This window comes from Streptosporangium sp. NPDC051023 (genome assembly GCF_040689595.1).
GTDB lineage: Bacteria > Actinomycetota > Actinomycetes > Streptosporangiales > Streptosporangiaceae > Streptosporangium.
The window spans coordinates 1-26,030 of record NZ_JBFBCE010000012.1; the positions used below are offsets into that span (position 1 = coordinate 1).

Annotated in this window: 18 protein-coding genes; 3 read left to right on the forward strand and 15 right to left on the reverse strand. The window is 70.6% G+C overall.

The window, feature by feature from the left end; genetic code table 11:
• Positions 1 to 106: 106 nt before the first annotated feature.
• From AB0395_RS10380 to AB0395_RS10400, 5 genes are all read right to left on the reverse strand, one after another.
• A complete protein-coding gene (locus tag AB0395_RS10380) occupies positions 107 to 823 on the reverse strand; it encodes a dihydrolipoamide acetyltransferase family protein (protein WP_366278939.1) in 717 nt (238 codons plus the stop codon).
• The gene (locus AB0395_RS10385; protein ID WP_366278941.1) at positions 820 to 1,797 is read right to left on the reverse strand and encodes an alpha-ketoacid dehydrogenase subunit beta; all 978 of its coding nucleotides are present in this window, start codon (positions 1,795 to 1,797) and stop codon (positions 820 to 822) included. The genes AB0395_RS10380 and AB0395_RS10385 overlap by 4 nt, the downstream gene beginning before the upstream one ends.
• 75 nt (positions 1,798 to 1,872) lie before the next feature.
• Positions 1,873 to 2,991, reverse strand: a complete 1,119-nt coding sequence (gene pdhA, locus AB0395_RS10390) for a pyruvate dehydrogenase (acetyl-transferring) E1 component subunit alpha (protein ID WP_366279192.1) — start codon at positions 2,989 to 2,991, stop codon at positions 1,873 to 1,875.
• A gap of 40 nt (positions 2,992 to 3,031) precedes the next feature.
• A complete protein-coding gene (locus tag AB0395_RS10395) occupies positions 3,032 to 4,777 on the reverse strand; it encodes a non-ribosomal peptide synthetase (RefSeq protein WP_366278942.1) in 1,746 nt (581 codons plus the stop codon).
• A gap of 338 nt (positions 4,778 to 5,115) precedes the next feature.
• Entirely contained in the window at positions 5,116 to 6,372 is a 1,257-nt protein-coding gene (locus tag AB0395_RS10400; RefSeq protein ID WP_366278944.1) for a carotenoid oxygenase family protein, read from the reverse strand.
• Positions 6,373 to 6,455: 83 nt separating this feature from the next.
• Between AB0395_RS10400 and AB0395_RS10405 the strand changes: the two genes are divergently transcribed.
• A complete protein-coding gene (locus tag AB0395_RS10405) occupies positions 6,456 to 7,163 on the forward strand; it encodes a TetR/AcrR family transcriptional regulator (protein WP_366278946.1) in 708 nt (235 codons plus the stop codon).
• Positions 7,164 to 7,254: 91 nt separating this feature from the next.
• Here AB0395_RS10405 and AB0395_RS10410 read toward each other — a convergent pair whose 3' ends face one another.
• Positions 7,255 to 8,943 (reverse strand): acyl-CoA carboxylase subunit beta, encoded by a 1,689-nt coding sequence (locus AB0395_RS10410; protein ID WP_366278948.1) that lies wholly within the window; start codon positions 8,941 to 8,943, stop codon positions 7,255 to 7,257.
• Positions 8,944 to 9,340: 397 nt separating this feature from the next.
• On the opposite strand from AB0395_RS10410, the gene AB0395_RS10415 reads away from it, so the two are divergent.
• Positions 9,341 to 9,862, forward strand: coding sequence for a hypothetical protein (locus tag AB0395_RS10415; RefSeq protein WP_366278950.1), 522 nt, complete (start codon positions 9,341 to 9,343; stop codon positions 9,860 to 9,862).
• 218 nt (positions 9,863 to 10,080) lie between these two features.
• Here the strand turns inward: AB0395_RS10415 and AB0395_RS10420 are convergent, their stop codons facing one another.
• The 3 genes from AB0395_RS10420 to AB0395_RS10430 all read right to left on the reverse strand — a co-directional run bounded on the left by AB0395_RS10420 (position 10,081) and on the right by AB0395_RS10430 (position 13,463).
• Positions 10,081 to 11,127 carry a carboxymuconolactone decarboxylase family protein gene (locus tag AB0395_RS10420; protein ID WP_366278953.1) on the reverse strand — a complete coding sequence of 349 codons (1,047 nt, stop codon included), beginning with the start codon at positions 11,125 to 11,127 and terminating at the stop codon, positions 10,081 to 10,083.
• A 114-nt stretch (positions 11,128 to 11,241) separates the two neighbouring features.
• Positions 11,242 to 12,897, reverse strand: coding sequence for a GMC family oxidoreductase (locus AB0395_RS10425; RefSeq protein WP_366278955.1), 1,656 nt, complete (start codon positions 12,895 to 12,897; stop codon positions 11,242 to 11,244).
• Positions 12,894 to 13,463 (reverse strand): DUF5987 family protein, encoded by a 570-nt coding sequence (locus AB0395_RS10430; protein WP_366278957.1) that lies wholly within the window; start codon positions 13,461 to 13,463, stop codon positions 12,894 to 12,896. Before AB0395_RS10430 ends, AB0395_RS10425 begins: the two co-directional genes overlap by 4 nt.
• A 571-nt stretch (positions 13,464 to 14,034) precedes the next feature.
• Between AB0395_RS10430 and AB0395_RS10435 the strand changes: the two genes are divergently transcribed.
• The gene (locus tag AB0395_RS10435; protein ID WP_366278960.1) at positions 14,035 to 14,760 is read left to right on the forward strand and encodes an AraC family transcriptional regulator; all 726 of its coding nucleotides are present in this window, start codon (positions 14,035 to 14,037) and stop codon (positions 14,758 to 14,760) included.
• 144 nt (positions 14,761 to 14,904) lie between these two features.
• On the opposite strand, the gene AB0395_RS10440 is transcribed toward AB0395_RS10435, so the two are convergent.
• The 6 genes from AB0395_RS10440 to AB0395_RS10465 are packed head-to-tail and all read right to left on the reverse strand — an operon-like array spanning position 14,905 to position 26,027.
• On the reverse strand, positions 14,905 to 16,308 hold the full coding sequence (locus AB0395_RS10440; protein ID WP_366278962.1) for a cytochrome P450: 1,404 nt from the start codon (positions 16,306 to 16,308) through the stop codon (positions 14,905 to 14,907).
• On the reverse strand, positions 16,305 to 16,841 hold the full coding sequence (locus tag AB0395_RS10445) for a flavin reductase family protein (RefSeq protein ID WP_366278964.1): 537 nt from the start codon (positions 16,839 to 16,841) through the stop codon (positions 16,305 to 16,307). Before AB0395_RS10445 ends, AB0395_RS10440 begins: the two co-directional genes overlap by 4 nt.
• Positions 16,842 to 16,865: 24 nt before the next feature.
• Complete coding sequence (locus tag AB0395_RS10450) at positions 16,866 to 17,294, reverse strand: acyl-CoA thioesterase (RefSeq protein ID WP_366278967.1); 429 nt, start codon at positions 17,292 to 17,294, stop codon at positions 16,866 to 16,868.
• Positions 17,295 to 17,296: 2 nt separating this feature from the next.
• A complete protein-coding gene (locus tag AB0395_RS10455) occupies positions 17,297 to 23,068 on the reverse strand; it encodes a type I polyketide synthase (RefSeq protein WP_366278969.1) in 5,772 nt (1,923 codons plus the stop codon).
• Positions 23,065 to 24,054, reverse strand: a complete 990-nt coding sequence (locus AB0395_RS10460) for an enediyne biosynthesis protein (RefSeq protein ID WP_366278972.1) — start codon at positions 24,052 to 24,054, stop codon at positions 23,065 to 23,067. Before AB0395_RS10460 ends, AB0395_RS10455 begins: the two co-directional genes overlap by 4 nt.
• Before the next feature lie 5 nt (positions 24,055 to 24,059).
• Positions 24,060 to 26,027, reverse strand: a complete 1,968-nt coding sequence (locus AB0395_RS10465; protein ID WP_366278973.1) for a CRTAC1 family protein — start codon at positions 26,025 to 26,027, stop codon at positions 24,060 to 24,062.
• Positions 26,028 to 26,030 lie beyond the last annotated feature (3 nt).

Here is a 26,030-nt window from a genome sequence, read left to right on the forward strand (position 1 = left end):
GCCCCGCGGCCGTTCCCCCTCCCGGCCCCGGCTACCCCGCGGCGCTCCACCGGCCGCCGGCCGGGGGGGGGGGGGGGGGGGGCGCCGCGCCGTCAGGGCCGCACCGTCAGGTCCGGGCGAACATCAGCGCCGGGTCCTCCAGCATGGCGCCGATCTCACGGAGAACCACCGAGCCCAGCTCGCCGTCCATGACGCGGTGGTCGAACGACAGCGCCAGTGTCGCGACCCTGCGGATCACGATCTCTCCCCGGTGCATCCAGGGCGTGTCCCTGATCCGGCCGAGCGCGAGGATCACCGACTCTCCCGGGGTCAGGATCGGGGTGCCCCCGTCGATTCCGAAGACGCCCACGTTGGTGATCGTGATCGTTCCTCCGGACAGATCGTGGGGCGATGCCCTGCCCGCCCTCGCCGTGGCGGTCAGCTCCGCCAGGGCTCGGGCCAGCTCGGGCAGCGGCAGGCGGTCCGCGCCCTTGACGTTGGGGACGACCAGCCCGTGCTCGACGGCCGTCGCGACGCCCAGGTTCACCTGGCGCCTGACCACGATCTCCTGGGCCGCCTCGTCCCACGAGGAGTTGATCAGCGGGTTGCGCCCGGCCGTGACCAGCAGCGCCTTGGCGACCGGCAGCAGCGGCGAGATCCTGACTCCGGCGAGGCCGGTCAGGCCGCGCAGCCTCGTGACCAGTTCCGTCATCGCGGTGACGTCGGCTCGCAGCCACGTGGTGACGTGCGGCGCGGTGAACGCCGACCGCACCATCGCCGCCGCCGTGCGCTCGCGCACCCCCCTGACCGGGATGCGGTCCCGGTCCGCCTCGCCCGTGCTCACCACGCGAAGGTCTGGTCGACGGCGTCGAGGACGCGGTCGAGGTCGGGAAGGTAGTGCTCCTCCAGGCGCGACGGCGGATAGGGCGTCGAGAAGCCGCCGACCCGCAGCACCGGGGCCTGCAGGTCGTAGAAGCACCTCTCGGTGACCCTGGCGGCCAGCTCGGCGCCGTATCCGCTGAACACGGGCGCCTCGTGCACGACGACGCACCGGCCGGTCTTGCGCACCGACGACAGGACCGTCGCCTCGTCGAGGGGGCTGAGCGAGCGGATGTCGACGACCTCGATGGAACGGCTCCCGTCAGCCTGGGCGGCCTCGAGGCAGGTCTTCACCATCGGGCCGTAGGCCAGCAGGGTCACGTCGTCCCCCTCGCGCGCGACCACGGCCCGGCCGAGCGGGGCGGCCCTGGACAGGTCGAGTTCAACCGGCGCCTTGTCCCAGTAGCGCCGTTTCGGCTCGAACAGGATGACCGGGTCGGGGCAGGAGATGGCCTGCTGGATCATCGTGTAGGCGTCGGACGGGTTGGAGCAGGCCACCACGCGCAGGCCGCCGGTGTGGGTGAAGTAGGCCTCGGGTGACTCGCTGTGGTGCTCGGCCGCGCCGATGCCGCCGCCGAACGGGATCCGGACGACGACGGGCAGCTCCAGCATGCCGAGCGACCGCAGCCGCATCTTGGCGAGCTGGGAGGTGATCTGGTTGAAGGCGGGGAACACGAAGCCGTCGAACTGGATCTCGCACACCGGGCGGTATCCGCGCAGCGCGAGCCCGATGGCCGTGCCGACGATGCCCGACTCGGCCAGGGGCGTGTCGATGACCCTGCTCTCGCCGAAATCCTTCTGCAGACCGTCGGTCACCCGGAACACGCCGCCGAGCCTGCCGACGTCCTCACCCATGACGACGACCTTGGGATCGTGCTCCATGGCCTTGCGCAGGCCCTCGTTCATCGCCCGCGAAAGGGACAGGGTCTCAGCGCTCACCTTCGCGCTCCCCTCCGCGCGCCGCAGGATGAGGGTGAGAGCGCGCCCTTCCGGCGCGGGCCCCCGCGGGCCCCGTCATCGAGACACCTCGTCGAAGGACCCGAGATAGGAGGCGAACCGGGCCCGCTCGTCCGCCAGCAGCGAGTGCTCGGCCGCGTAGACGTGGTCCCAGAGCTCGTCGAGGTCCGGATCCGGCAGTGCCAGGCACTGTCTGCGCAGGTCGGATCCGGCGTCCTGCGCCTCCGCTTCGACCTCGTCGAAGAACTCACCGGTGGCGGTCCCGCTCTTCAGCAGGTATGCCCTGACCCGTTCGACGGGGTCCTTGAGCTGCCACGCCTCGACCTCGGCGGGCAGGCGGTACCGGTTTGGGTCGTCCGTCGTCGTGTGCGCGCCCATCCGGTAGGTGAACGCCTCGACCAGCGTCGGCCCCTGCCCACTGCGCGCGTTGTCCAGTGCCTTCCTGGTCACCGCCAGACAGGCGAGGACGTCGTTGCCGTCGACCCTGACACCGGGGAACCCGAAGCCGTCCGCGCGCCGGTAGAGCGGGATGCGTGACTGCCGCTCTGCGGGCTCGGAGATCGCCCACTGGTTGTTCTGGCAGAAGAACACGATCGGCGCGTTCTGCACGGCCGCCCAGACGAACGCCTCGTTGACGTCGCCCTCGCTGCTCGCGCCGTCGCCGAAGTAGGCGATCACCGCGTCCTCGGTGCCGTCGCGCTGGACGCCCATGGCGTAGCCGGTCGCGTGCAGGACCTGGCTGCCGATGACGATGGTGGGCACGTGCAGGTTGTGCTCCCGCGGATCCCACCCGGCGTGGTTGATCCCGCGGAAGGAGCAGAGCACCCGCACGCGGTCGACGCCTCTGCACCAGGCGACACCGTGCTCCCGGTAGCTGGGGAACGCCATGTCTCCGGGCATGAGAGCACGGGCCGATCCGACCTGCGCCGCCTCCTGGCCGCGCAGCGACGGCCAGACGGCCAGCTCTCCCTGGCGTGCCAGGGCCAGGGCCTCCGCGTCGAGTCTTCTGACGATCACCAGGTCGCGGTAGAGGCCCTTGATCTCCTCGGCGGTGAGGCCGACGTCGTAGTCCGGGTGCTCGACTCGCTCCCCATCCGGGGTGAGCAGCCGAACGAGTTCGGGAGGGGATTCTGCGACGGTTCCCGGGGGCCTACCGCGCGCGGCGTCGATGGTCACGTGCCACTCCTCGTGCGTTGCGGTGATCACGATCCGTCCGTCAGGTGCCGTTCCCCAGCCGTCCGGCCAGACCGGCGACCGTGGGGGTGTCGAAGATCACGCTGATCGGCAGGTCCTCCCCCAGCTCCGCCTGGATGCGGCTGACCAGCCGCATCGCCAGCAGCGACTGCCCGTCCAGGTCGAAGAAGCTGTCGTCGATCCCCACCCGCGCCACGCCGAGCACCTCGGCGAAGAGGGAGCAGAGGGTCTCCTCCGTCGCGTCGCGGGGAGCCCGGTAGGCGGACAGGCCCGTGAAGTCGGGCGCGGGCAGCGCGTCGCGGTCCAGTTTCCCGTTGGGGGTCAGCGGCAGGGCGTCCAGCACGACGAACGCGGCGGGCACCATGTAGTCCGGCAGCGACTCCGCGGCGTGGGCGCGCAGGGCCGCGACACCGGCGTCGCCCGACTCGGGGACGACGTAGGCGGCCAGCCGCTTGTCGCCGGGCTCGATCTCCCGCGCGACGACAGCGACGTGGGCGAGTCCCGGATGCCTTGCCAGCACGGCTTCGACCTCGCCGAGCTCGACTCGGAAGCCCCGGATCTTCACCTGGTCGTTCGCCCGCCCGACGAAGTCGACCAGGCCCTCCGGGGTCAGGCGCACGAGGTCGCCGGTGCGGTACATCCGTTCCCCCGGGCCCGCGAACGGGTTGGCGACGAAGCTCTCCGCGGTCAGGGCCGCCCTGCCGACGTACCCGCGTGCCAGGCGCCCGCTGCCGATGTACAGCTCGCCGACCGTTCCGTGAGATACGGGGGTGAGCGTGTCGTCGAGGACGTGGAGCCTGACGTCGTCGAGCGGGCCTCCGACCGAAACGCCGCCCTCCGCCGTGTACGGGGCGGTCATCGGGCCGTGCGTGACGAACAGCGCCGTCTCCGTCGCCCCGTACATGGCCCGCACCACCGTATCGGGGCAGGCGTCGAGCACCCGCCGTACAGCCGCGGGCGCGATCACGTCTCCGCCGGTCAGCACCTCGCGCACCCCGGTGAAGCATTTGGGCGCCTCTTCCGCGACCACCCGGAAGAGGCCCGCGGTCAGATGCAGGCCGGTGATCCTCTCGTCGGTGACGAGGCGCTGCAGGGTGCCGACGTCGAGGACGCCGGGGGGCGCGACGACGATCTGTCCGCCGCGCAGCAGGGGCACCCACAGCTCGTAGGTCGAGACGCTGAAGGCGTGCGGCGCGACCATCAACACCCGCTCGTGCCGTCCGCCGTCCCAGCACGAGTCGGAGACCAGCCCGAGGACGCCCCGCTGGGTGACGCCGACGCCTTTCGGCTCCCCCGTCGACCCCGAGGTGTACATCACGTAGGCCAGCTGGTCCGGGTGGGAGACGATGCCGGGATCGGACTCCGGCGACGCCTGCGACTCTTCTCCGCCCTCGATGACGACGACCTGACCGCCTCGGGGAAGGCCGCGCCCGCGCATGGCCTCGTCGGCGAGCAGGACCGGTCCTCCGGCGTGGTCCATGATCCATTGCATACGCTCCAGCGGGTGGGCGGTGTGCAGCGGCAGGTAGAACGCCCCGGTCTTGAGAACCGCCAGGATCGCGACCACCATGTCGGCGGAGCGCTCCATCAGCACGGCGACCGGTTTCTCCGGGCGGGCCCCCAGCTTCAGCAGCCGGTGCGCGAGCCGGTTCGCCCGCTCGTCCAGTTCCCGGTATGTCAGGCGGAAGTCATCGGAGGAGACCGCTGTCGCGTCCGGTGTCCGCCCCGCCTGGACGGCGAAACGTTCTTGGATGGAAGAGGAAACCATCACGTGCTCCAATCCGTTCGTTCCCTGCGGCGGTCCGTGCGGGCGAGGGACCGGGGTGCCGTGCCGCCCGCCGTACGGATCGCCCGGTTCCCGTTCGCGCCGGTGCGAACGGGAACCGTGGCGGTAAGACGGACCGGCGGATGTGATGGCCGTTCATGTGACGGACGCCGGCGGGAACCTCCCTGAGCCTGAAGCCCTCCTCTCCGCCGCGAACCGGTCGCCGACGGATATCCGCCCTCGCGTCCAGCCACGCAGCCAGCGTCACATCTGCCCGCCGTACAGCGCATCTCCCGGATTGCGCTGCTCCTCCGCGCTCCCCGCGCCCTCTCAGGCGGGCATCAGGCGGGCAGCCAGGTCGCGCGGCCGGACGCGGGCGTGGCGCAGGCCAGGGGAGGCCGGGGAACGCGGACGGTGGCGTACGGCCCGCCCGCCAGGTCGAGCGCGTCGAACACCAGCAGCTCGCTCCGCCGCCCTGCGGCGTCGTGGGAGAGGACGACGATCCAGCCGTCGCCCTCGTGGCCCTCCCGCGCGCTCCCGACGGGCCGCGGCACGAACACAGGGTGACCGGCACGGATGCCCGCGCCGAGTTCGTAGCCGTGGACGCCGCCGGTCACGAGATCGCGCCGGAAGAGCGTGGTGCCGGTGTTCAGGTCGCGGGAACCGAACACGTACCGATGCCTGCGGCCGAGCACCCCTTCGTCGACCAGGGCCGTCTCCCACGCGGGAGCCAGCGCCCGCTCGCCCACGGTGCCCGTGGTCAGGTCGAGCGTCCAGCGGCACAGGTACGGCCGCGCCCCGAACCCGGGGGGTGCGCCGTCGGGCACGGCATCGCCGGGGGCGGCGTCGAAGGCCCGCGGGTGCCGCACGGCGTCCACGACGACCCGGCCCCCTTCCTCGTAGGCGTTCACCGCCTGGAAGACGTAGCAGGGACCGATCTGGAACCAGCGTGGCTCCGCGGCGCCGTCGCGGGGCAGCAGGCCGAGACGCGCCCGCCTGTCCGGCCGCCAGGCGTACGGCAGGCGGGCGCCGACCAGCTCGGCCGCGCGGCTGTAGACCACGGGCAGGTCGAACACAACGACGTACCGTTCGGTGAGGGCGGTCGCGTGCATGAGGGGCGCGCCGTCGAGGGCGAACGGCCTGGCGTGTGAGACGGTGCCGCCAGATCCGGTGACCAGGTGCTCGACGTGTCCCAGGCCCGGGTAGGCGGCGACCGTGTGCCACTCGCCCGTCGCCGGGTCGCAGACGGGACGGGCGAGCGTGACGTGGCCGGGAGAGCATGGAGCCGGGGCCTTGGTGCTTGCGAGCCGTATCGGGGGGGCCAGCGCGGGCACGGGGCCGAGCGGAGTCTCCTGCCGGGCCGTCGCCCTCACACGGTGCAGCAGGGCGCTCCCGCCGCTCACGCGGACACCCGACAGGACGGACCTGCCGTCGGGCCTGCCCGCACACAGCGGGTGCGGGAACGCCTGGAGGAACCATCCGTCCAGGTCCGCGGGGAGCACGCCCTCGACGGGCAGTCGTTCCGGTGACGGGGGACGGCCGACCGCCGGGGAGACCCTCACCGATGTCTGGTCGGACGCGCGAGCTGGGGCGGCCATGGGGCGCCTCCTCCGGAAGGGGGCAGCAAATACCATAACACTGTTGTGCTTAAAACATATCGCCGTTATGTAATACTGTCAACATGAGTCCTCGCCGGGCCGATCCCAGAACACGCCCCGCACTGGTCGACATCGCCGCCCGGCTACTCGCCGAGGAAGGCCCTCAGGCCCTGTCCACCCGGCGGCTCGCCACGGAGGCGGACAGCTCGACGATGGCGGTCTACACCCATTTCGGGGGGATGAGTGGGCTGGTGCGCGAGATAGTGCACGAGGGGTTCGCCCGCCTGCAGCGCCATCTCACCCACGTGAGGCAGACCGAGGACCCGGTGGCCGACATGGCTCTGCTGGGCAGGGCGTACCGGCACAACGCGCTGGCCAACCCGAACCTGTACGCGGTGATGTTCGGCGGATCCTCACTCGCCGGGTTCTCCTTGACGGAGGAGGACCGCCAGCACGGCCGCTACACCCTGGGCAACGTGGTCAAGTGCGCGACCCGGTGTTTCGAGACGGGCCGATTCAGGGCGGACGACCCTGAACTCGTCGCCCACCAGATGTGGAGCGCGATCCACGGGCTGGTCACCCTGGAGCTCGGCGACTACCTGATCGCCCCCTACGACGCGGACCGCTGCTTCGAGGCCCAGCTCACCGGCCTGATGGTCAGCTCGGGGGACGCCCTGGACGCCGCGGCGAGGTCGGTCGTGCTGTCCAGGGAGCGGATGCGGGACGAGGTTGAGACCGTGGGAACCGCGGAGGACCGGCAGGAGAGCCCGGACGATCCGCAGGAGGAGTGAGCCGCCTGGCCGTCCGCAAGGCCGCCCTCGTGGACCCGAACCGGCGGCGTCCCCGAGGGTTCGCCTCCGCGGGCGCGCCGAGTCCGCCGCCCTACAGCGGGATGTTCCCGTGCTTGCGCTGTGGCGGCGTCTGGCGCTTGTTCCTCAGCATGGCGAGGCCGCGCGCGACCACGGACCGGGTCTCCGCCGGGTCGATCACGTCGTCGACCAGGCCACGCTCCGCGGCGTAGTGCGGGTGCATGAGCTGCTTCGAGTACTCGGCGACGAGTTCCGACGACAGCTGCTCGGGATCGGCGGCCGCGGCCAGTTCCTTGCGGAAGATGACGTTCACCGCCCCCTGGGCGCCCATCACCGCGATCTCGTTCGTCGGCCAGGCGAGTGAGAGGTCGCTGCCGATGGAGCGCGAGTCCATCACGATGTACGCCCCGCCGTAGGCCTTGCGCAGGATGACCTGGATGCGGGGTACGGTCGCCTCGCAGTAGGCGTACAACAGCTTGGCGCCGTGCCTGATGATGCCCGCGTGTTCCTGGTCGAGGCCCGGCAGGAAGCCCGGCACGTCGACCAGGGTCACCAGCGGAATGCCGAAGGCATCACAGAACCGGACGAACCGTGCCGCCTTCTGCGACGCCTCGACATCCAGCACGCCCGCGAGCACCATGGGCTGGTTCCCGACCAGGCCGACCACCTCGCCGTCGACGCGGGCCAGCGCACAGATCACGTTCGGCGCCCAGTCCTCCTGCAGCTCGAGGAACTCCCCGTCGTCGACCAGTTCGGCGACGACGGAGCGCATGTCGTACGGTTTGTTCGGCTCGACGGGAACGATCTCGGCGAACCTGGGCCTGTGGTCCGTCGCCGCCTGGCGCGACGGCTCGCTCGGGGGCGGCTCCAGGTTGTTGCTGGGGAGCAGTGACAGGAGGTAGCGCACGTCCTCGAGGGCACTCTCCTCGTCGTCGCACACGAAGGTCGCGACCCCGGAACGCCCACCGTGAACCTCGGCGCCGCCCAGATCCTCATGGGTGACCCGCTGGCCGCTGACCGCCTCGACGACGTCGGGGCCCGTCAGGTACATCTTCGCGGTCTCGCGGACCATGAAGGTGAAGTCCGCCAGGGCCGGGGAGTAGGCGGCTCCCCCGGCGCAGGGGCCGAGAATGACGCTGATCTGGGGGATCACACCCGAGGCCTGGACGTTGCGGCGAAAGATCCCGCCATAGCCGTCCAGGGCCATCACCCCCTCCTGGATCCGGGCGCCACCACTGTCGTTGAGCCCGATGAGGGGGGCGCCGGTGGCGATCGCCAGGTCCATCACCTTGTGGATCTTTGACGCGTGCGCCTGGCCGAGCGACCCGCCGAAGATCGTGAAGTCCTGGGCGTAGACGAACACCCTGCGGCCCTCGATCGTGCCCGAGCCCGTGACCACCCCGTCGGTGTGCGGGCGGTGTTCGCCCGCCTTCAGGCCATTGGCCTGGTGGCGGCGGTACATGTCGATCTCGGTGAACGACCCCTCGTCGAGCAGGAGCTCGAGCCGCTCCCGCGCCGTCCGCTTGCCGAGCGCCCGCTGCCGGTCGGCCGCGCCCCGGGAACCGGCGGCGATCTGGCCGCGCAACCTGCCGTGCCGTTCACGCAGGAGGCTCATCGACGGTGCGGGCGCCTGGGCGGGGAGGCCCTGACCTCGCCCGCCCGCCTGGGCCGCGTGGTGCCCGTTTGCGTGCTCCGCCCCCTCCTCTCCCCACGACGCGGGCGCGTCCGGGGAGGGGGCGTGCCGGTCGGTCCGCTGGCTCATCGTGAGGTCCCCTCTCATGGCGCCGTCACGCGGACCCGGTGTCGCGCCCTCACCGACGCGGCGACCGAATGGGCCCCAACGAATTCGGTGCCGCCTGCGCTCACCAGCATCAGAAATACCTCGCTCATAGGCGGATTAACTAGGTGCTTCGCACCAAGCGTGCACGAACGAAGATCTCATTGTCTTCTCCCATTGTGCTTTCAGCGGACCAGGGTTATCGTCCGGCGTAAGGCAAATTCAGCAATCCGGGAGAAGAGGCGGCCGATTCAGCCTGCTACGGTTGACGGCGATGCAACGGAGATTCACATTACGGACATTAAGCAATGTAATTCAATATGAGAGCGGAGGTTTCCGTATGGTTTCCGAGGCGGCTTCTGCAGGTCGCTTTCCCGGAAGAATGGCAATTGTCAACGGCCCCCAGCACAGGACCTGGCTGAACGTCTTCCTCGTGATCGTCCTGGCCCACTGGGCCGAGCACGTGGCACAGGCCGTGCAGATCTACGCCCTCGGGTGGCCGATCCCGCAGGCGCGCGGCGTGCTGGGGCTCCCGTTCCCGTGGCTGGTGACCTCCGAGTGGATGCACTACGACTACGCGCTGTTCATGCTCGCCGGGCTCATCCTGCTCAGGAAGGGGTTCACCGGGCGCGCCCGCACCTGGTGGAACATCTCGCTGGGCATCCAGGTCTGGCATCACCTCGAGCACCTGCTGCTGCTCCTGCAGGCGCTCACCGGCAACCACCTGCTGGGCAGGCCCGTCCCGACGAGCATCCTCCAGTTGGTGTTCCCCAGGGTCGAGCTGCACCTGTTCTACAACGCGATCGTCTTCGCTCCCATGGTGGTCGCGATGATTCTCCACCGCCGCCCGCGTGATTCGGAGCGCGCGGCCATGAACTGCAATTGCGCGGCGGTGCACGCCTGACCGGAGCACGGCTCGGGAGACAAGCGCAGGCCGTCCCGTACCGGACCGCTTGGTTTACCCGACTCCTCCATTTCGCCTCCTGTTCGTTTTCCCATCGCCTGGTGATCGGCCCGGCCGTCCGCACGGACCGGGCCGATGCCTTTCTGGTTTTCCGCTGCGAGGCGGCCATTGAAGGTTGAGGCGCTTTTCTCCGGCCAAATAATTCGCATGAAAATCGCTCACGAGCCGCGAGAGTCCTCTTCCTGCCGCATCCAGCCGCCGACCCTGCGCGCCGCCGCCATACTCGCCCACGCGGTGAGCTCGATCAGTGCCCTGTCACCGGGACGGGCCGCAGTGAAGTCGGCCACGACGGACTCGCCGACCCGGTAGGAGGCGAGCGCCGTCAGCAGGGCCAGCCGCCCCGCGGGGCGCTCGGCGACCGCCAGGCCGGAGACGGCGTCGTCCGCCCAGGCATTGCCGAGGTCCGCGTGCCCTCCGTCCCACCCGGCCAGCCTGGTCGTGACGAGGTCGCGGACCGGCTCCGGCACGGAACGGCGACCGGCCATCTCGACGGCCCGGACCGTACGGGCGAACGCGCCTGCGACGTTCGGCGCGCCTGCCGCCCAGGACAGGTCTTCGGGAAGCGGGGCCGCGGGCAGCAGGCCAAGCGAGGCGCCCGGTTCCCTGGTCTCGCGGGCCGTCAGCCGCATGAACCAGCCGAGCGCCCGCATGAGCCCGCCGCGTGCCGTCGGCGGCACGTGCGGCGGGAGGGGGGTGTCGTCCAGGAACACGTTGACCATGCGGTTGAGATAGTGGAAGGTGACCGCGACTCCCACAAGCTCGGCTGCCTGTTCCGCGGGGAACGGCGCCCCGTACGGGGTGGTCTCCGCGCGCCTCCCGCTCGCCCTCGCCCACGCGGTGATCGGCTCGACGCCGCCCTCGGCGTCCCTCCCGCGAACCAGGCCGTGCAGGGTCGCGCCGTGCACCCCGACGCAGTAAGGGCAGGCGTTGCCGAGCGAGACCCCGGTCGCGACCGCCTCCTTCGCCACCCGCCCCGCCCGCCCCTCGGCCAGGAGCGTCTCCCGCAGCATCATCCAGCAGGCCGCGAGGATCTCCGGCGCGGGCGAGTGGAGGGCGACCGGCGGCGCCAGCATGCCGAACTCTCGTTCAGAGCTTGCGTAGACCTCGGCGACCAGGCCCCGCGCGGCGGCCGGCCGTACCGGGGAGACGTGCCTGACCTGGTCAAGCGACCTACGTAGTGCCCTCCTGACGAGTTTCCCGCCCATCGCACGCTCCCTGGGATCGGTGAAGCCATTGGTACTCGGGATCCGTACGGCCGCGCCCGCGGCCCGCGAGGCGGACCGGCCGCCTCGCGGGCGTGAGCGGGGTGCGCCGCGACGCTACTTGCGCGTCAGGCTGGGGACGAACGGGAGGGCCTGGCGCCTGCCGCTCGTTGCGCCGTCCGGCGACGGCGCCCCGTAGGTAACCTCGACGCCCCGTTGCCGCGCGGCCTGCACGATGCCCGGCATGGCGCGCTCGGCCAGCGCCGCGATGGTCATCGCGGGGTTGACCGTCAGCGCTCCCGGCACGGCCGAGCCGTCGGTGACGAAGATGCCCGGGTGGCCGCGTAGTTCGTGACGGTCGTCGAGCGCCGAGGTGTGCGGATCGTCGCCAATGCGGCACGACGCCAGCGGGTGCACGGTGTAGGCGCCGACCACGTCGTTGGTCCACGGCATCACCCTGGACAGCCCGTCCCGCTCCATGATGTCCCGCACGTCGGCGTCCGCCTGGGCCCAGCCGCGCAGCGTGTTCGCGGTCGGCCGGTACTGGATGGGGCCGCGTCCGAGCATCTGCTGGGAGATGCGTACGGCGTTGCCGGTCGGCGGGGGCGGGCCGAAGACCCCCTCGTTGTCGTCCTCACTCATCGTGAAGATGGTCAGCCACGACTGCCAGCGCCGTACGATCTCCTTCTTCTCCGCGCCGAACCAGGTCGGGCCGGTCGCATCCGGCACCTGCGCGAGGATGGTGCCGAAGCCGGGCGGGAAGTAGAGCTGCTCCAGCGAGTAGCGGGAGTACTCGGGCAGCGCGCCGTCCAGGCGATCCCAGCTCGCGACGCAGGGCCCCTTCCCGATCTGAGACGCCTCGTAGGCCGCCCCGTCGCCACGGGTCAGCCCCAGCAGGTCGCGAACCCTGTCCTCGTCGAGGATGGCGGTGTTGAGCCGCTCGCCGTTGCCCGAGAAGTATCTTCCGACCGCGGACGGCATGGCGCCCAGGGTGGCCTCAGAGCGCTGCAGGATCACCGGTGTGGCCCCGGCGCCCGCCGCCAGCACGACGATCTTGGCATCGATCGTCCCGCTGCCGGTGTGCACGCGGTAGTCCTCGTCGTCGACGACGGCGTAGTGCACCCGATAGCCGCCGTCGCCGGTCCTGGACAGGTGCTGCACCTCGTGCATGGGCCGGATCTCCGCCCCGTGCGCGACGGCGGCGGGCAGGTAGTTGAACAGCAGGGAGCGCTTCGCGTCGAAGCGGCACCCGGCCATCATCCAGTTGCAGTTCGTGCACTTGTCCCCGTCGATGGCGACCGGCACCGGATTGGCCGTGCGTCCCGCGTGCGCGCACGCCGCCGCGAACAGCCCGCCGGAGTAGGTGACCGACTCCCAGTCCTGCCTGGTCACGGGCAGCGCCTCCGCCACCCGGTCGTACCAGGGCTCCAGCATGTCGCGGGTGATGGTCCCGGGCCACATGCGCCTGCCGATGTTGCCCCTGCGTTCGAAGACGAACCGGGGCGCGCGGGGCATCGCGGCGAAGTACACGACGCTGCCGCCGCCGACGCAGTTGCCGCCGAGCAGGCTCATGCCGTCGCCGACCACGAAGTCGAAGATCCGCGTGTAGGACGATCCGAGCTTGAAGTCGTGGTCGAAGTCCTCGCCCTCGAGCCAGGGCCCGCGCTCGAGCACCACGACCCGCGCCCCGCCTGCCGCGAGGTGGTAGGCCGCGATCGCGCCGCCGAAGCCGCTGCCGACCACGAGGACGTCCGTCGTTTCCGTGCCGGTCATGCGGGGCTCCCTGTCGAGGTCGTGCCCGGGTGAAGGCTGGCCAGCTTCCGCCCGTACGAGTAGTCGGGGAACCGCCACAGGCCGTCGGTGCCCGGTCTGGCGAAGCCCATGGCCGCCAGGCCCGGATGCCCGGCGGCGATCGCGTCGACGGTGTGCATGTGAGCGGCGGTGTCGAAGGCCATGTTGCTGAACAGTGCGACGCTGACCCACGCCTCCCGTTCCGGGTGACCGGGGGCCGTCAGTGTTCCCACCAGGGCGGTGCGGTGCGGGAACGGCAGCGCGACGAATGGCGGCAGCGAGGGGGTGAGGTCGAGCCCGTGTTGGCTCGCGTATGCCCGCGCGTGTTCGTTCAGCGACCTGGCGAAGTTGCCGAGCGCGGGCGCCAGCCCGGTCGCGGGGGTCTCCAGCAGCTCGACGGCGCCCGCGGCGACCGCCCCTCCCCCCACCGCGGCGCCCGCGATCGCCTCGTCGTCGGGTGAGCGCTTCTCGCCAGGGACGATCGTGTCCGCGAAGGCCTCCAACGTCATCGTCCTGGCCTGTTCTTCGTCTGGGATACCCGGTTGCACCGGCGTTTCCTCCTGTCGGCGAGGGGGTGCGGTGTGAGCCGCCGAGAAGCCGGCGCATCGGCCGAACCCTCTTTTCACGGACGGGCCCCGACGACGGACATGGACCGGCGAGACCCTTGCCCGGCGCGGCGAGATCTGCGACCAAATAGAACTCATATATCGAATTCAGTTCCGGCCTGATCCATCGTCCGAGTGATGACGCACGGTACGCATCTTCTGAATTGCCGTCCTGTCAACCCTCTTTCCGGGCCATTTCAGCGACACACTAATACCCGATTACCGGCACACATAACCCATGGTAGCGACCTGAAGACGGAGAGTGTGCATCACTGGCACAGTTGACAGCAGTCAGATGTTGATTTAGAAATATTGATGCCGATCTTTTTATTAGTTGTTCGGCAGGCATATAGAAGCCCAGCGGCGGAAAATCAATACGATGACCGACCCCATAGAGGCCAACGGCTAATTCTAAGCAAACTTTTCCCGTCATTCATACGGATGAATTTTCAACAAATGGAGAGGAATGATGGAGGAAGTTCTTGAGAAAGCTGTCAGGCGGGTTATCGAGACCATGCGTGAGCATCTCGGCGACGATCTCACCATCGACGACATGGCCCGCACCGCCATGTTCAGCAAGTTTCACTTCTCCCGGGTGTTCAGACAGGTAACCGGCGTCTCTCCCGGCCGCTTCCTGTCGGCTCTCCGTCTCCAGGAGGCCAAACGGCTGCTTCTCTCGACCTCGTTGAGCGTCGCCGACATCAGCATCCAGGTCGGCTACTCCAGCGTCGGCACCTTCAGCTCTCGTTTCAAGAGCTGCGTCGGTCTCGCGCCGACCACCTACCGCCAGCACGGCGGCTTCGCCCCACTGATCCTGACCAGCGGCAAGCCCGACGATGTCGAAGCACGATTGGCGACCATCCAGGGCAAGGTCTGGGCTCCGCCCTCGGGTCAGTGCGGCCTCGTTTTCGTCGGCCTGTTCCCCACTTGCATCCCCCAGGGCCCCCCGGCCCGCTGTATGATTCTGCGCCGTCCGGGCCTGTACGCGCTGGAAGACGTGCCCCAGGGCACCTGGCACCTGCTGGCCCACTCCGTTGCGCCCGGCAGTGAGAAGGTCATGGGCAGCCTGGGCAGGGATCCCTCGCTCTATGTCGGTGGCTACGGGCCGATCACCGTACGGTACGACGTCGTGGTGAAGCCCGCCGACGTGCAACTGCGGCCGATGGGAACCCTCGACCCCCCGGTGCTGCTCGCATTGCTCGACGTGCGCCTGGTGGCGCTCAACTCGGTCGCGAGCTGAGCTGTGACCCGCGGGAAACGGCCGCAGCCATGGGAGCCTGCGGCCGTCGTCGTTTCACAGGACGCCTGGCGTGTCCCCCGCTGAACGCGCGGCGTTCGCGGGCCGTTTCGCCCCGCGGGACCCGCGGCGCCTGTCGGGACCGGTTCACCTCATGGGATGCACCGTCATCGGAAGGCCGCCGCGCATCCTGAGCGAGAGCATGGGCTCGGCGACCGCCTCATGGCCGGGCACCCTGACCAGACGCAGGTCCCGGGCGATCATCGCGACCACGAAGACAGCCTCCATCATGCCGAGGCTGTTGCCGACACAGAACCGGGGACCGGCGCCGAACGGGATGTAGGCGTACCGGGGCCGGGCGGAGGTCTGGCCAGGGGCGAAACGCCCGGGATCGAAGCGCTCCGGGTCCTCCCAGAAGTCCGGATGCCGATGCAGCGTGTAAGGACAGATCAGGACGTCCGCCCCGGCGGGCACATGGTAGGCACCGACCTCGTCGTCCCTCTGGGCCTGGCGGGTCAGAATCCACACGGGCGGGTAGAGCCGCATGGCCTCCTCGACGACCATCGCCGTGTACTTCAGCTGATGCAGGTCCTCGTAGACGGGCCGCCGGTCGCCGAGCACCTCGGCCGCCTCGGCGTGCAGCCTGTCCCACACCTCGGGATGCCGGTCGACCAGGTGGAAGGTCCACCCCAGCGTGCTGGCCGTCGTCTCGTGCCCGGCGAGCATCAGGGTGATCAGCTCGTCCCGCATCCGCTGCCTGCCGATCCGGGGGTCGCGTTCCTCTCCGGTCGAGACGACCAACCGGGAGAGCACGTCGTCGCCCTCCCCCACCTCACGCGCCGCGCGCTGAACCACCAGCCGGTCGACGACCCGCTGCAACTCCCTGCGCGCCCTGCGAAAGCGCAGTTGCTTGGGCAGGGGAAGCCAGGTCGGCACCGCGCCCAGCGTGACCATCTCGAACATCGCCTGGTCTTGCACCGCCTCGAACGAGTGCGCGACGGAGCCGAACGCACCGAGGTCGGCGTCGAGGAGGGTGCGGCCGAGCACCCCCAGGGTGAGCCCGGTCATCTCCTGAAGCACGTCGACCGGCTCGCCGCCCCGGTGTGCCCGCAGCCTGTCGACCAGCCCCGCCGCCTCCTCAACGACGGCCCCGGCCTGCTGGGCGATTCTCCTGTGCTGGAACGCCGGCTGGATCATCCGGCGCTGCTTGCGCCACAGCTCACCCTCGCTGGTCAGCAGCCCGTCTCCGAGGGCACGCCGCGCCTGGACCAGCCCGATTCCCTTGTGGTAGTTGCCGCTGTTGTCCGCCAGCACGTGCTTGGCGTGGTCGGGATGGTTGAAGAAGTAGAGCGTCTTGGGCCCGAGGGAGATGCGGACCGCGTCGCCGTACCGCTCCGCCGCCGATGTCATCAGCGCGAGCCGGTCCCGGGTCAGCTTTACGAACAGGCCCATCGCCGCCCTGCGCGGGGGCCCCGGCGGCACCGGGCGGCCGCCGCGTGCCAGGGATGACCTGTCTGGTACGGCCGCAGCACGCCGTCTGGTGAGACTCATGCCGTCACCTCGCTCCGATCTGGGGTGATCTGACGAAACCTGCCGTGGAAGAACAGCAGGGCATCCTGGTCGTCCCGCTGTTCCATGGAGAGCACTTTTCCGACGAAGATCGAGTGGTCACCGCCGTCGTAGGTGCGCCACAGCTCGCACTCGAAACGCGCGAGCGTCCCTCCGAGCAGTGGCGCACCGGTGAGCGGCCCGGGCATCCAGTCGACGGTGTCGAACTGGGCGATTCCCAGGCTTCGCCAGCGGTTGGAGAAATGCCGGGCCAGGAACTCCTGGTGAGCGGCCAGGACGGACACCCCGAAGGCACCCTCCGCGGCGAGACAACCGTGCATGATCGCGCTGCGGTCGACGCAGACCAGCACGAGCGGCGGATCGAGCGAGACAGAGGTGAAGGAGTTCGCGGTCATGGCGTGCGGGCTGCCGCCGCCGACGGTCACCACGGTGACGCCGGTGGCGAACATCCCGAACGCTCCTCGTATCGCCTTCGGATCCGTCACCTCGTGGGACGGCTCAGGATTGACGCTCATGCTGATCTCCCCGGTTGGCCGGTCCTAGGACAGATATGGTTCGAGCGCGCGGGTCAGCGACTCGGGGACCCTGGCCGGGACGGTGCGGCTGTTCGGCCCTCGCATGCACGCGACCCGCTGCCTGCCCCGGGCGATCAGCGTCTCCCGCTCGCCCAGGTCGAGCCGGATGTAGTCGAAGCTGAACTCGAGCTGGGTCTGGGCGAGGTCGACCAGGCGCATCCTGATGGACAACTCGTCGAAGGCCGTGATCTCGGCGAAGAACTCGCAGTCGACCTTCAGCGTGAAAAGCTTCAGGTCCTCCTGCAGCTCGCCGAGCACGCCGGGCGCGTGGAGCTTCAGGAACATCTCCCGGCAGCGTCCCTGCCAGCGCAGGTAGTTGACGTAGTAGACGTTGCCGACGATGTTCGTCTCCTCGAAGCCGACCGTGTGCAGGTATTCGAAGTAGTTGCCCATCGCTAGGACCGCCCCTCGGTGAGGATCGCGAACACGACGGGCTCCCGGACTCCTCGCAGGGTCGTGACGAGCGTCGCGATCCGCAGGGCGCCCGAGGCGAAGACCGTCCATGCGTCCCGCCGCACCGGAGTCCAGGTGAGCGGGGCGCCCTGCGGGAGGCCCGCCTTCCGCAGGCACTCGACGGCGGTCCACACTCGGGTCGCCGCGGCGTCCAGGCTGCCGCCCAGCTCCGCGGCGACCAGCTCGGCGAGGGGGAAGTGCAAGCCGAGCAGCCCCTGCCACGTCTCCCCCGCCCTGTCGATCACGGGTTCGACGTCACAGCCGACCGTGCCCGTGGCCGCGACGCAGAGGGTCAGCCCCGCGCCGTGGGACGCCGAGATCGTCCCGCCTCCGTCGACCTCGGGCCGCCCGTCGGGGCGGTAACGGACCTCGGCCGGACGACCAAGGGCGCGTCCCGCGGCCACGGCGGTCAGTTCCCTGCGCTCGGCCGTGCCCTCCGTCCTGCCCGGCTCGACCGCGACCGCGACCCGCGCGCCGACCAGGTCCTCCAGCGTGCGCTCCAGGTAGGGGCCGAGCAGCGGCACAACCCAGGGACCCCGCCCGTCGCCCTTGCGCACGGCCCGCAGGCTCAGCCCCTCCCAGCGCTCGACGACCTCGCCCGTCCCGGTGCGCACGGCGATGTCGTAGATGTAGGTGTCGCCGTCGCGGTGCCGTTCCACCGCGCAGTAGCGCAGCTCGCCCGCCTCGGCCAGCGCGGCGCCACCGGGATGGACCCGTTCGATCCCCAGGGGCAGCAGCGTCGCGTCCGGCACGCAGACCTGGTTGCCGTGCATCAGCGCATCCCGCATGCCAGGGTCGCCGAGCAGCAGCTCGCCGGGCAGGAAGCCGGTGAACCAGTCCGGCGCGCCGACCACCGCGACGTCGGCGTCGACGTGTCTGGCGGCGGCCCTGTGGTAGCGGCGCAGGCGCTGGAAACGCTCGCCCTGGAACAGGACTCCGCCGTACAGGTCGGTCGCCGGGTCGAGCGGCACCGCAGGCAGGCCCCCGCCGCTCTGGTCGGGCGGGCCGCTCGGCACCGCCTCTCCCGAGAAGCGCAGCAGCGCCCTGAAGTGGTCGGCGCCGAAGCCGGTCTCCGCGCTGCGGATGGCCACCTCGACGCTGTCGTCATCGGTGACGGCCGCCGCGACCCGGATCGTGGTGGCGCCGTTCTGCGGCACCACGATGGGCCGTAGGAACTCGGCCCGCTCGATCGTCGGCAGCCCGGCGGTCCCGAGGGCCGCCACGGCCACCTGGGTCATCGCCTCCATGCCGAACACCGCGGGGAACAGCAGGTTGCCGTCGAGGTGGTGGTCGGCGAGATAGGGGTCGGTCCCGGCGTTCAGCTCGATCTCGGTGACCAGTTCGACGCCGTGGTAGCGGATCAGCGGCCTGTCGACGAAGCGCAGCAGCGGCAGCGGGGGCAGGTCGCGGCGGACGGTTTCGATGCCCTCGGTGCGCCCGCTGATCACCACGACGGCAGGTGCGTCGGGGTCGGCGACCAGCCGCCGCATGATCTGCACGCCCTGGTCGGGTGTGATGGGGGTGACGCCGTCGCGGGCCAGCGCCTCGACGACGGCAAGCCGCTCCCCCATGCCCACACCGGACCAGACCGACCACTCCATGCAGAGGCTGCGGCACCCGGGATGCCGCAGGGCGACCTCCTCGGTGAGGCTCGCCAGCCACTCGTTCGCGGTGGCGTAGTGCGCCTCCCCGCGCAGCCCGACCCTGCCGATGATGCTGCCGAACGTCACGAGCAGGCGCAGCGTCCCCGGGTCGACCGCGTCGAGCACGGCCCGCAGACCGTCGATCTTGGGGGCGAAGGTACGGCGGAACGCGGCCATGTCCAGGCCGGTGAGCGCGCCTGGCTCGTTGCGTCCCGCGCCGTGCAGCACCGCGGTGACCGGTCCCGTCTCCCGGGTCGCCTCCGCGACCGCGCCACGCACCTGTTCCGGGTCGGTGACGTCGGCCCTGGCGTATCTGACGCTCACCCCGGTGTCCGCCATCCGCCGCAGGTTGGCCGCCAGTTCCCCGTCCTGCGCGGGATCGGAGCGGCCCAGGACGAGGAGTCCGGCGCCGCTGTCGGAGGCCAGTGCCAGCGCGCACTCCGCGGTGATGCCCTTGCCGCCGCCGGTCACCAGGAGCACGTCCGTGCCGTCGAGCGGCCGGACGACGCGGGCGGGCCGTACCGGCATCGCGCGCAGGGTCGGCACCCGGCGCACGCCGGCGTCGTCGTAGTGGGCCTCGGCGTAGCGCGTGGTCGCCGCGACCTCGTCCACGACCCAGCCGACCGCCCGTTCCGTCACCGGCACGTGCACGATGGTCGTGCGCAGGTGGGGAGCCTCGAGGGACAGCGTCTTGGCCATGCCTGCCGCGCCCCGGCCGTGTTGCACCAGGACGAACCGGCTGCCCGGCCCGCTCGCAAGGGCCGCCTTCGCGCCCAGCAGGGCGTGTTCCAGGTCCTGTTCCGCGCACTCGGGAGGCAGGCACACCAGGACGCCCGCGCCGACGCCGACGTTTTCGAGTTCCCGGCGCAGCGACTCGGCGAACGGGTGGCCGCCGGTCGTGTGGAGCCGCCACCGGCCGTTGTCCTCGCGCCCGCGAGCGGCGGGCAGCGGCAGCTCGTCGAGGTCGAGGGAGAAGGGCCTGGCCCACGCGGCGGCGCCGGTCACCGTCGTGGCCGGGCCGTCGCCGGTGGCCTGGCCGGTCTCGGCCAGCGTTTCGAGAGCCTCCGCGAGTTCGAGCACGGTCGCCGTGGCGAAGTTGGTCGGTGCCTGGGCCGAGGACAGGCCCAGACGCTGGGCCGCCTGGTTGACGATCTGCCCAACCGTGATCGAGCTCAGGTGGAGGTCGTCGAGCAGGTGGCTGTCGCCCCGCACCATGTCCATCGGCAGTTCGGCGCGCTCGGCCGCGAGACGCCGCAGCAGGTCGACGGCTGTCTCGCGCGAGCCGTTCCCGTCGTCCCGCGGTGGGAGCGGGCCGACGGTTTCGGTGCGCCGCGCGGCGGCGCTGAGCCGGATCTTGGGCCCCTTCTCGCAGGGGTTCTCGAAGAAGGTGAACTCCGCACCAACCTCCAGCGGCCGGACCAGCCGTCCGTGGAAGAGCGCCTCGTGCACGACCGGGACCCCGGCCACGTAGGCTGCGGCGACCACCCGCAGCAGCCCGGCCAGCGACTCGTCGTCGGTGTCCAGCGCGACGGCGGGCACGTCGGTCACCGCCCCGACCAGCCCGCTGAGCACCCGTCCCGGGCCAACCTCGACGAACAAATCGATGTCCTTGGCCGCCAGCTCGACCGCCTGGGCGAACAGCACCGGGTCGGTGATCTGCCTGCGCAGCAGCGCCGGGATGTCGGTGCCCGCGTCCAGGGCCTCCCCGGTGACCGTGGAGATGACCCGCAGCCCGACCTGGTCGAACCGCTCCGTGGCCAGCCGCGCGCCCAGAGCCTCCGCGGCGGGCGCGACGAGCGGCGAGTGGAAGGCGTGCGACACCTGCAGCGGGGTCCACTGCAGGCCCTCCGCGACGGCCCTGCGCCCCGCGGCCTGTACGGCGTCCGCGGGCCCCGCGATGACGGTCTGCCTGGGCCCGTTGTATCCGGCGATCACGACGGGCAGGCCCGCCGTCAGGACGGACACCGTGTCCGCGGACGTGGCGATGCCCGCCATGGTGCCGGAGGCGCTGTGCTCGGCCATGGTCCTGCCCCGCGCGGCGGCGACCCGCAGCAGGGTCTCCTCGTCCATCGCGCCCGCCCACTGCAGCGCGGACAGCTCGCCCAGGCTGTGACCGACCGCGACGCTCGCCTCGACGCCGAGGGTGGCCAGGGCGCGCAGGCCGGCCATCGAGCCGGTGACGATGCGCGGCTGGGCGACCGCGGTCGCGACCATGTCTCCGCCCGCGGGCAGCACCGCCTTGACATAGACCTCCTCGACCTCGGCGAAGCGCCTGCGCAGGGCGCCCCCGCTGGTGCCGCGCCCCGATCCCTGCCCGGGGAAGAGGTAGCCGATCCTGCCCGGCCCGCTCACGTGGCCGAGGAAGCAGCGGCCGTCCGCCGCGAACAGGGGGATCTCCCCGGTGTCGAGGGCCTCAAGCACGCGGCGCAGCCGCCGTTCCGCGTCCTCCGGAGAGGAGACGACGACGGCCGCCCGGTACGGCAGGCCGCGCAGCTCGCGTTGCAGCGTGGCCGCCAGATCGCCGAGCTGCGCGTACGACAGGGCGGGCACGAAGCCGACGATCCTGACCAGGCGCTCACGCAGCTCGGGCAGTGATCCTCCGTCGAGGAGCAGCAGTTCCACATCCTGTACCGAGGAGGCGAGCGCCCTGGTCCGGGTGTCGAGGGGGGCGCTCCTGCGCGGGCCCGCCTTCTCCAGCACCACGTGGGTGTTGATGCCGCCGAAGCCCATGGCGGTGACGCCCGCGCGCACCGGGACGCCGGTCGGCCACGGCTCTGCCTTGCGCAGCACCCGGAGCTGCGCCGTGTCCTCCTCGAGCAGCGGGTGGGGCTCGACGCAGCCCGTGGTCGGCGGCAGCACCTGGTGGTGCACCGCCATCACGGCCTTGATGAGCCCGGCGACCCCGGCCGCGGCCTTCGTGTGCCCGATCATTCCCTTGATCGAGCTGATCGCGGCCGGGGCGCCCGCGGGGCCCGCTGCCGCCTTGGCCTGTGACAGCGCCGTAAGCTCCGTCCTGTCACCGACCTCCGTGCCGGTGCCGTGGCCCTCGAACATGGCGACGGTCTCGATGCCGAAACCCGCTCGCTCGTACGCCCGCCGCAGCGCCAGCCGGTACCCGCCGACCTCCGGCCTGGTTATGCCGCCCCTGCCGTCGGAGGAGACGCCCCATCCGACGATGGTGGCGTAGACCCGGTGCCCGGTGTCCCTGGCGTCCTGCTCGCGCATCAGCACGACCATTCCGCAGCCCTCACCGGGCCAGAAGCCGTTCGACCTGCGGTCGTAGAGCCGCATCTCGCTCCTGGCCAGGGCTCCGGTCTTGGCGAAGCCCACGATCTCGAACGGGTCGATGGACAGGTCGACCCCGCCGGCGACGGCGACGTCGAGGTCGCCGTCGATGAGCGTTTTGGCCGCGGTGACCACGGACAGCAGCGAGGACGAGCAGGCGCCGTCGACCGTGTAGCCGCCTCCTTTGAGGTCGAAGTGGTTGCAGATCCGCCCGGCGATCGTGTTGGAGAGGCCGCCCGCGAGGGTGTCCTCGTCGGGGACGGGGAACGGGCTCTTGTAGCCGACCTCCAGGTCGTCGAGGAAGTTCGCCAGCGCGTCGTCGTCCCAGCCACGTTCCCTGAGCGCGAGAGCGACGGTGCGCCGCACGTACGGCCAGCGCAGGCGCATCAGGTTGGCCCTGGCGAACTCACCGGTGAGGGTGTTGCCGACGACCACGCCGGTGCGTTCCCTCGCCAGTCCCTCCGCGTCGGGGAAGCCTGCGTCCGCCAGGGCCAGCGCGGCCGTGTCGAGCGCGAGCCAGTGAGTGAGATCGGTCGAGCGGTAGGCGCTTCCAGCGATCTTGTAGCCGACCCGGTTGAACTCGTAGCCCTCGATGACCGCCGCGTTTCGCGCGTAGAAGCGGTCGGGGGCCGCGGGGTCGGCGTCCCAGTAGTCCTCGAGCCGCATCCGCGCGTCCGGCAGTCTGCGGAAGGCCCGGCGTCCCGCGAGGGTGTTCTCCCACAGCTCTCTCGGCGACGCGGCATCCGGGTAACGGCACGCCATGCCGACGATCGCGATCCTGGTCATACCGGGGCGACCTCCTTTCCGCTGCTCGGCAGGGCGGGGGCGTCCTGGGCGAGGGTTTCGCCGACCGTACGGCGTTCCTGGGCCTCGCGCTGCTCGCGCGCCCTGTCGACGAAGTAGAGCGACCACAGGAAGGCGCCGCGGATGAGGCAGACGGTCGCGGTGGCGAAGAAGATCCCATAGGGGATGTGCACCGCGGTGTAGAAGCCGTAGGTCAGGGCGACGCCGCCGCCGAAGACCATCTGCACCGCCGGTCTCGACGGGCTCGTGCCCGGGTCGGTGATCATGTAGTTGGTGAAGAGGATGAAGGCGACGCCGGTCATCGTGCCCAGCGCCCCGGCGATCGACGTGCCGAAGAACAGGCCACGGAGGACCGCCTGCAGGGCGAAGCCGCCGACCCAGGCGGCGATCAGCCACATCCGCCCGGTGAGCTTGCCGTTGATCATGCTGCCGCCGAGGACGATGATCGCCGGGACGAGCCAGTCGATCCAGGTGTCGACGTTCTCCGTGAAGTGGTACGGCGGCGCGATGCTGGCCCAGGGCAGGATCAACAGGATGACCGCGATGCCGAAGTTCGACGGGTTCATGAAGTGCCGCAGCCTGCCGCGCACCGGTGCCCGCAGCACCCACTTGGCGCCGACCGCGACGGTGACCCCGAAGATCATCACCAGGACCTGGTCGTTGACGTAGATCAGCATGTTCAGGGCGAGGCTGGTGATGTGCGCGGGGTAGAGGAACTCCATCAGGCCGCGCATGCCGTTGCCCGCGTAGCGTGGCGCGCGCCCCTCGCCTCTGGCCGAGACGTACTCCAGCGCGATCTCCACGGTGTAGCCGGTCGCCAGGGCGATGACGGGCCACAGCCACGGCTGCTCGAACCCCAGGAGGGTGTAGCCGATGATGTTGAAGACCGTGATCGACATCGCGAAGTTGCGCAACGCCATGGCGACCTTCGGGTCATGGCGCGGGGGGGTCGGCGTCCTGTCAGACATCTCGATCACTTCTCCTTGGCCTGCGAGCCGAGCTCGAGACAGTGCCGGCCCGGGCTCAGCTGAAGATCCTGGTCGTGTACCTGTCCGCTTCGATCACGCCAGCGCAGGTGCACCCGCACGGGGCCCGTGACGTCCCGGCCGAGCCCGATGTGCACGTCGCTGCTGCGCTTGCCGGAGTGGCCGCTGCCGCCGTCGACCCTGCCGAGGAGCTTGCGCCCGTCCGGCATCGTCACCGTGACCTGCGCGCCGGTCACCGGGGAGCCGGGAGCGGGCAGCGCTCCAGGGACCGGTTCGGCCGCGTGGGTGAGCTGCAGCCAGAGATAGGCGCCGGGTGACGGGCTCTGGTTGTGGTAGAAGACGGGTTCGGCCCACTGCCTGGCGACCGCGAAGTCGAGCCTGCCGTCGCCGTCCGCGTCACCGGTCGCGACGCCTCGCGTGGGCACCGGTATCGCCAGGCCCAGCTCCTTGGCCAGGTCGACGTACGTGCCGTCGGGGCACTTGACGAAGAAGTGCAGCGTCTGGGTTCCCGCGACGTCGTCGCCCGCGCGCACGTTCGGCCACCAGTAGGGGTTCTGCAGCAGCTCGTCGTTGGCGGTCGCCAGTTCCTGCAGCTGCGGCCACCGGTCGACCTCGCCCTTCACGAACCCGGTCGCCTGGACGATGCCGAGGTCGCCGCTGTTGTCGAAGTCGTCTATCTTGACGTCCCAGCCCCAGCCCGACCAGGCCGTGCGGGCCTGGGCGCTGCGGTCGACCCACGGCGCCTCGCCCCGGCTCAGCTTCGCGCGCAGGCTCGCCTTGTCCCCGGAGGTGGACATGAACTGGAGGTTGCTCTCCTCGATGCCGAACGACGTGGTGATGTTGCTGACGAACATGTCGTAGACGCCGTCGCCGTTGAGGTCGCCGAAGTCGAGGCCCATGCCCTTGAAGGAGTCGTGGCCGAGCGTCTTCGACTTGGGGATCAGCGGCGTGCGCACGCCCTCGACGAGCGAGAGCTTGATGTGGCCCGGCGTCGACCGGTTGTAGAACATCCTGTCGGGACCGAAGTCGTTGGCGAGGTACAGCTCGGGCAGCTGGTCGCCGTCGAGGTCGGTTGAGGCGGCGGCGAGCTCCCAGCCCTTCGAGGCCACCTCGGGCAGCACGTCGCCGAGTTTCTGGTAGGTGACCGAGGGCTGCGGGCTCGTTCCGGCTCCGGTCCAGCGGAAGAAGTAGTCCTCTCCGCCGTTGTGCGCGTTGGACATCGAGTGGTTCATGTGCACGACGCCGGTGCTCCTGGAGTCGAGCACCGCGCTCCGCGGAAAATAGTTGCCGATGAAGATGTCGTCGTGCCCGTCGCCGTCGAAGTCGGCGACGGTCGCGGCGTTGGTGTTCCACTGCGGCCCGCTGTAGAGGCCGCCGGTCGCATTGGCCCCGGGCACCAGTTCGGTCGGCTGGTAGGCGTTCGCGTCGAGCCTGGTCGCGTCCGGCCTGGCGAGGTAGAGGATCGGCGTACGGCCCCACAGGTAGACCAGCAGGTCGAGACGGCCGTCCTCGTTGAAGTCGGCGGGGACGCAGCCCATGGGCGCGATGTGGTCGTTCATGGGGAGCGCGCCGGGGTCGAGCGCGAAGGGCGCGTACCTGTTCGCCTTCCCGCCGGGAGCTGGGGTGACCACGGTCTGGTCGATGCGCGGGTCGACGAGGCACAGGTCGTTGGACAGGCCGTCGCCGTCGAGGTCGTTCATCGCGATCGCCGCCCCGACCGAGGAGATCCACGCGTCGATGTGCGTGTAGTCGGGGTGCACCTTGCGGATCTCCTGCTGCTGGAAGCCGCCCGGCAGCGCGACGGACATCGGCGCGAAGGCGTACCTGCTCGCCATGCGGCCCGTCTCCGCGGCCGAGGGCGTGGGCAGGCGGGCCACCAGGAATGTGCTCACGATCAGCACGAGAGCGATGACTCCGGGCAGCTGCCTGCGCAGCCAGCCAACTGTCGCGGTCACGTC

Bases quoted from the DNA above. Each gene is read 5' to 3' on its own strand.
- AB0395_RS10395 (WP_366278942.1), bottom strand. From the start codon at position 4,777: ATGGTTTCCTCTTCCATCCAAGAACGTTTCGCCGTCCAGGCGGGGCGG.
- AB0395_RS10400 (WP_366278944.1), bottom strand. From the start codon at position 6,372: ATGGCCGCCCCAGCTCGCGCGTCCGACCAGACATCGGTGAGGGTCTCC.
- AB0395_RS10405 (WP_366278946.1), top strand. From the start codon at position 6,456: ATGAGTCCTCGCCGGGCCGATCCCAGAACACGCCCCGCACTGGTCGAC.
- AB0395_RS10410 (WP_366278948.1), bottom strand. From the start codon at position 8,943: ATGAGCCAGCGGACCGACCGGCACGCCCCCTCCCCGGACGCGCCCGCG.
- AB0395_RS10415 (WP_366278950.1), top strand. From the start codon at position 9,341: ATGGCAATTGTCAACGGCCCCCAGCACAGGACCTGGCTGAACGTCTTC.
- AB0395_RS10420 (WP_366278953.1), bottom strand. From the start codon at position 11,127: ATGGGCGGGAAACTCGTCAGGAGGGCACTACGTAGGTCGCTTGACCAG.
- AB0395_RS10425 (WP_366278955.1), bottom strand. From the start codon at position 12,897: ATGACCGGCACGGAAACGACGGACGTCCTCGTGGTCGGCAGCGGCTTC.
- AB0395_RS10435 (WP_366278960.1), top strand. From the start codon at position 14,035: ATGCGTGAGCATCTCGGCGACGATCTCACCATCGACGACATGGCCCGC.
- AB0395_RS10440 (WP_366278962.1), bottom strand. From the start codon at position 16,308: ATGAGTCTCACCAGACGGCGTGCTGCGGCCGTACCAGACAGGTCATCC.
- AB0395_RS10445 (WP_366278964.1), bottom strand. From the start codon at position 16,841: ATGAGCGTCAATCCTGAGCCGTCCCACGAGGTGACGGATCCGAAGGCG.
- AB0395_RS10450 (WP_366278967.1), bottom strand. From the start codon at position 17,294: ATGGGCAACTACTTCGAATACCTGCACACGGTCGGCTTCGAGGAGACG.
- AB0395_RS10455 (WP_366278969.1), bottom strand. From the start codon at position 23,068: ATGACCAGGATCGCGATCGTCGGCATGGCGTGCCGTTACCCGGATGCC.
- AB0395_RS10460 (WP_366278972.1), bottom strand. From the start codon at position 24,054: ATGTCTGACAGGACGCCGACCCCCCCGCGCCATGACCCGAAGGTCGCC.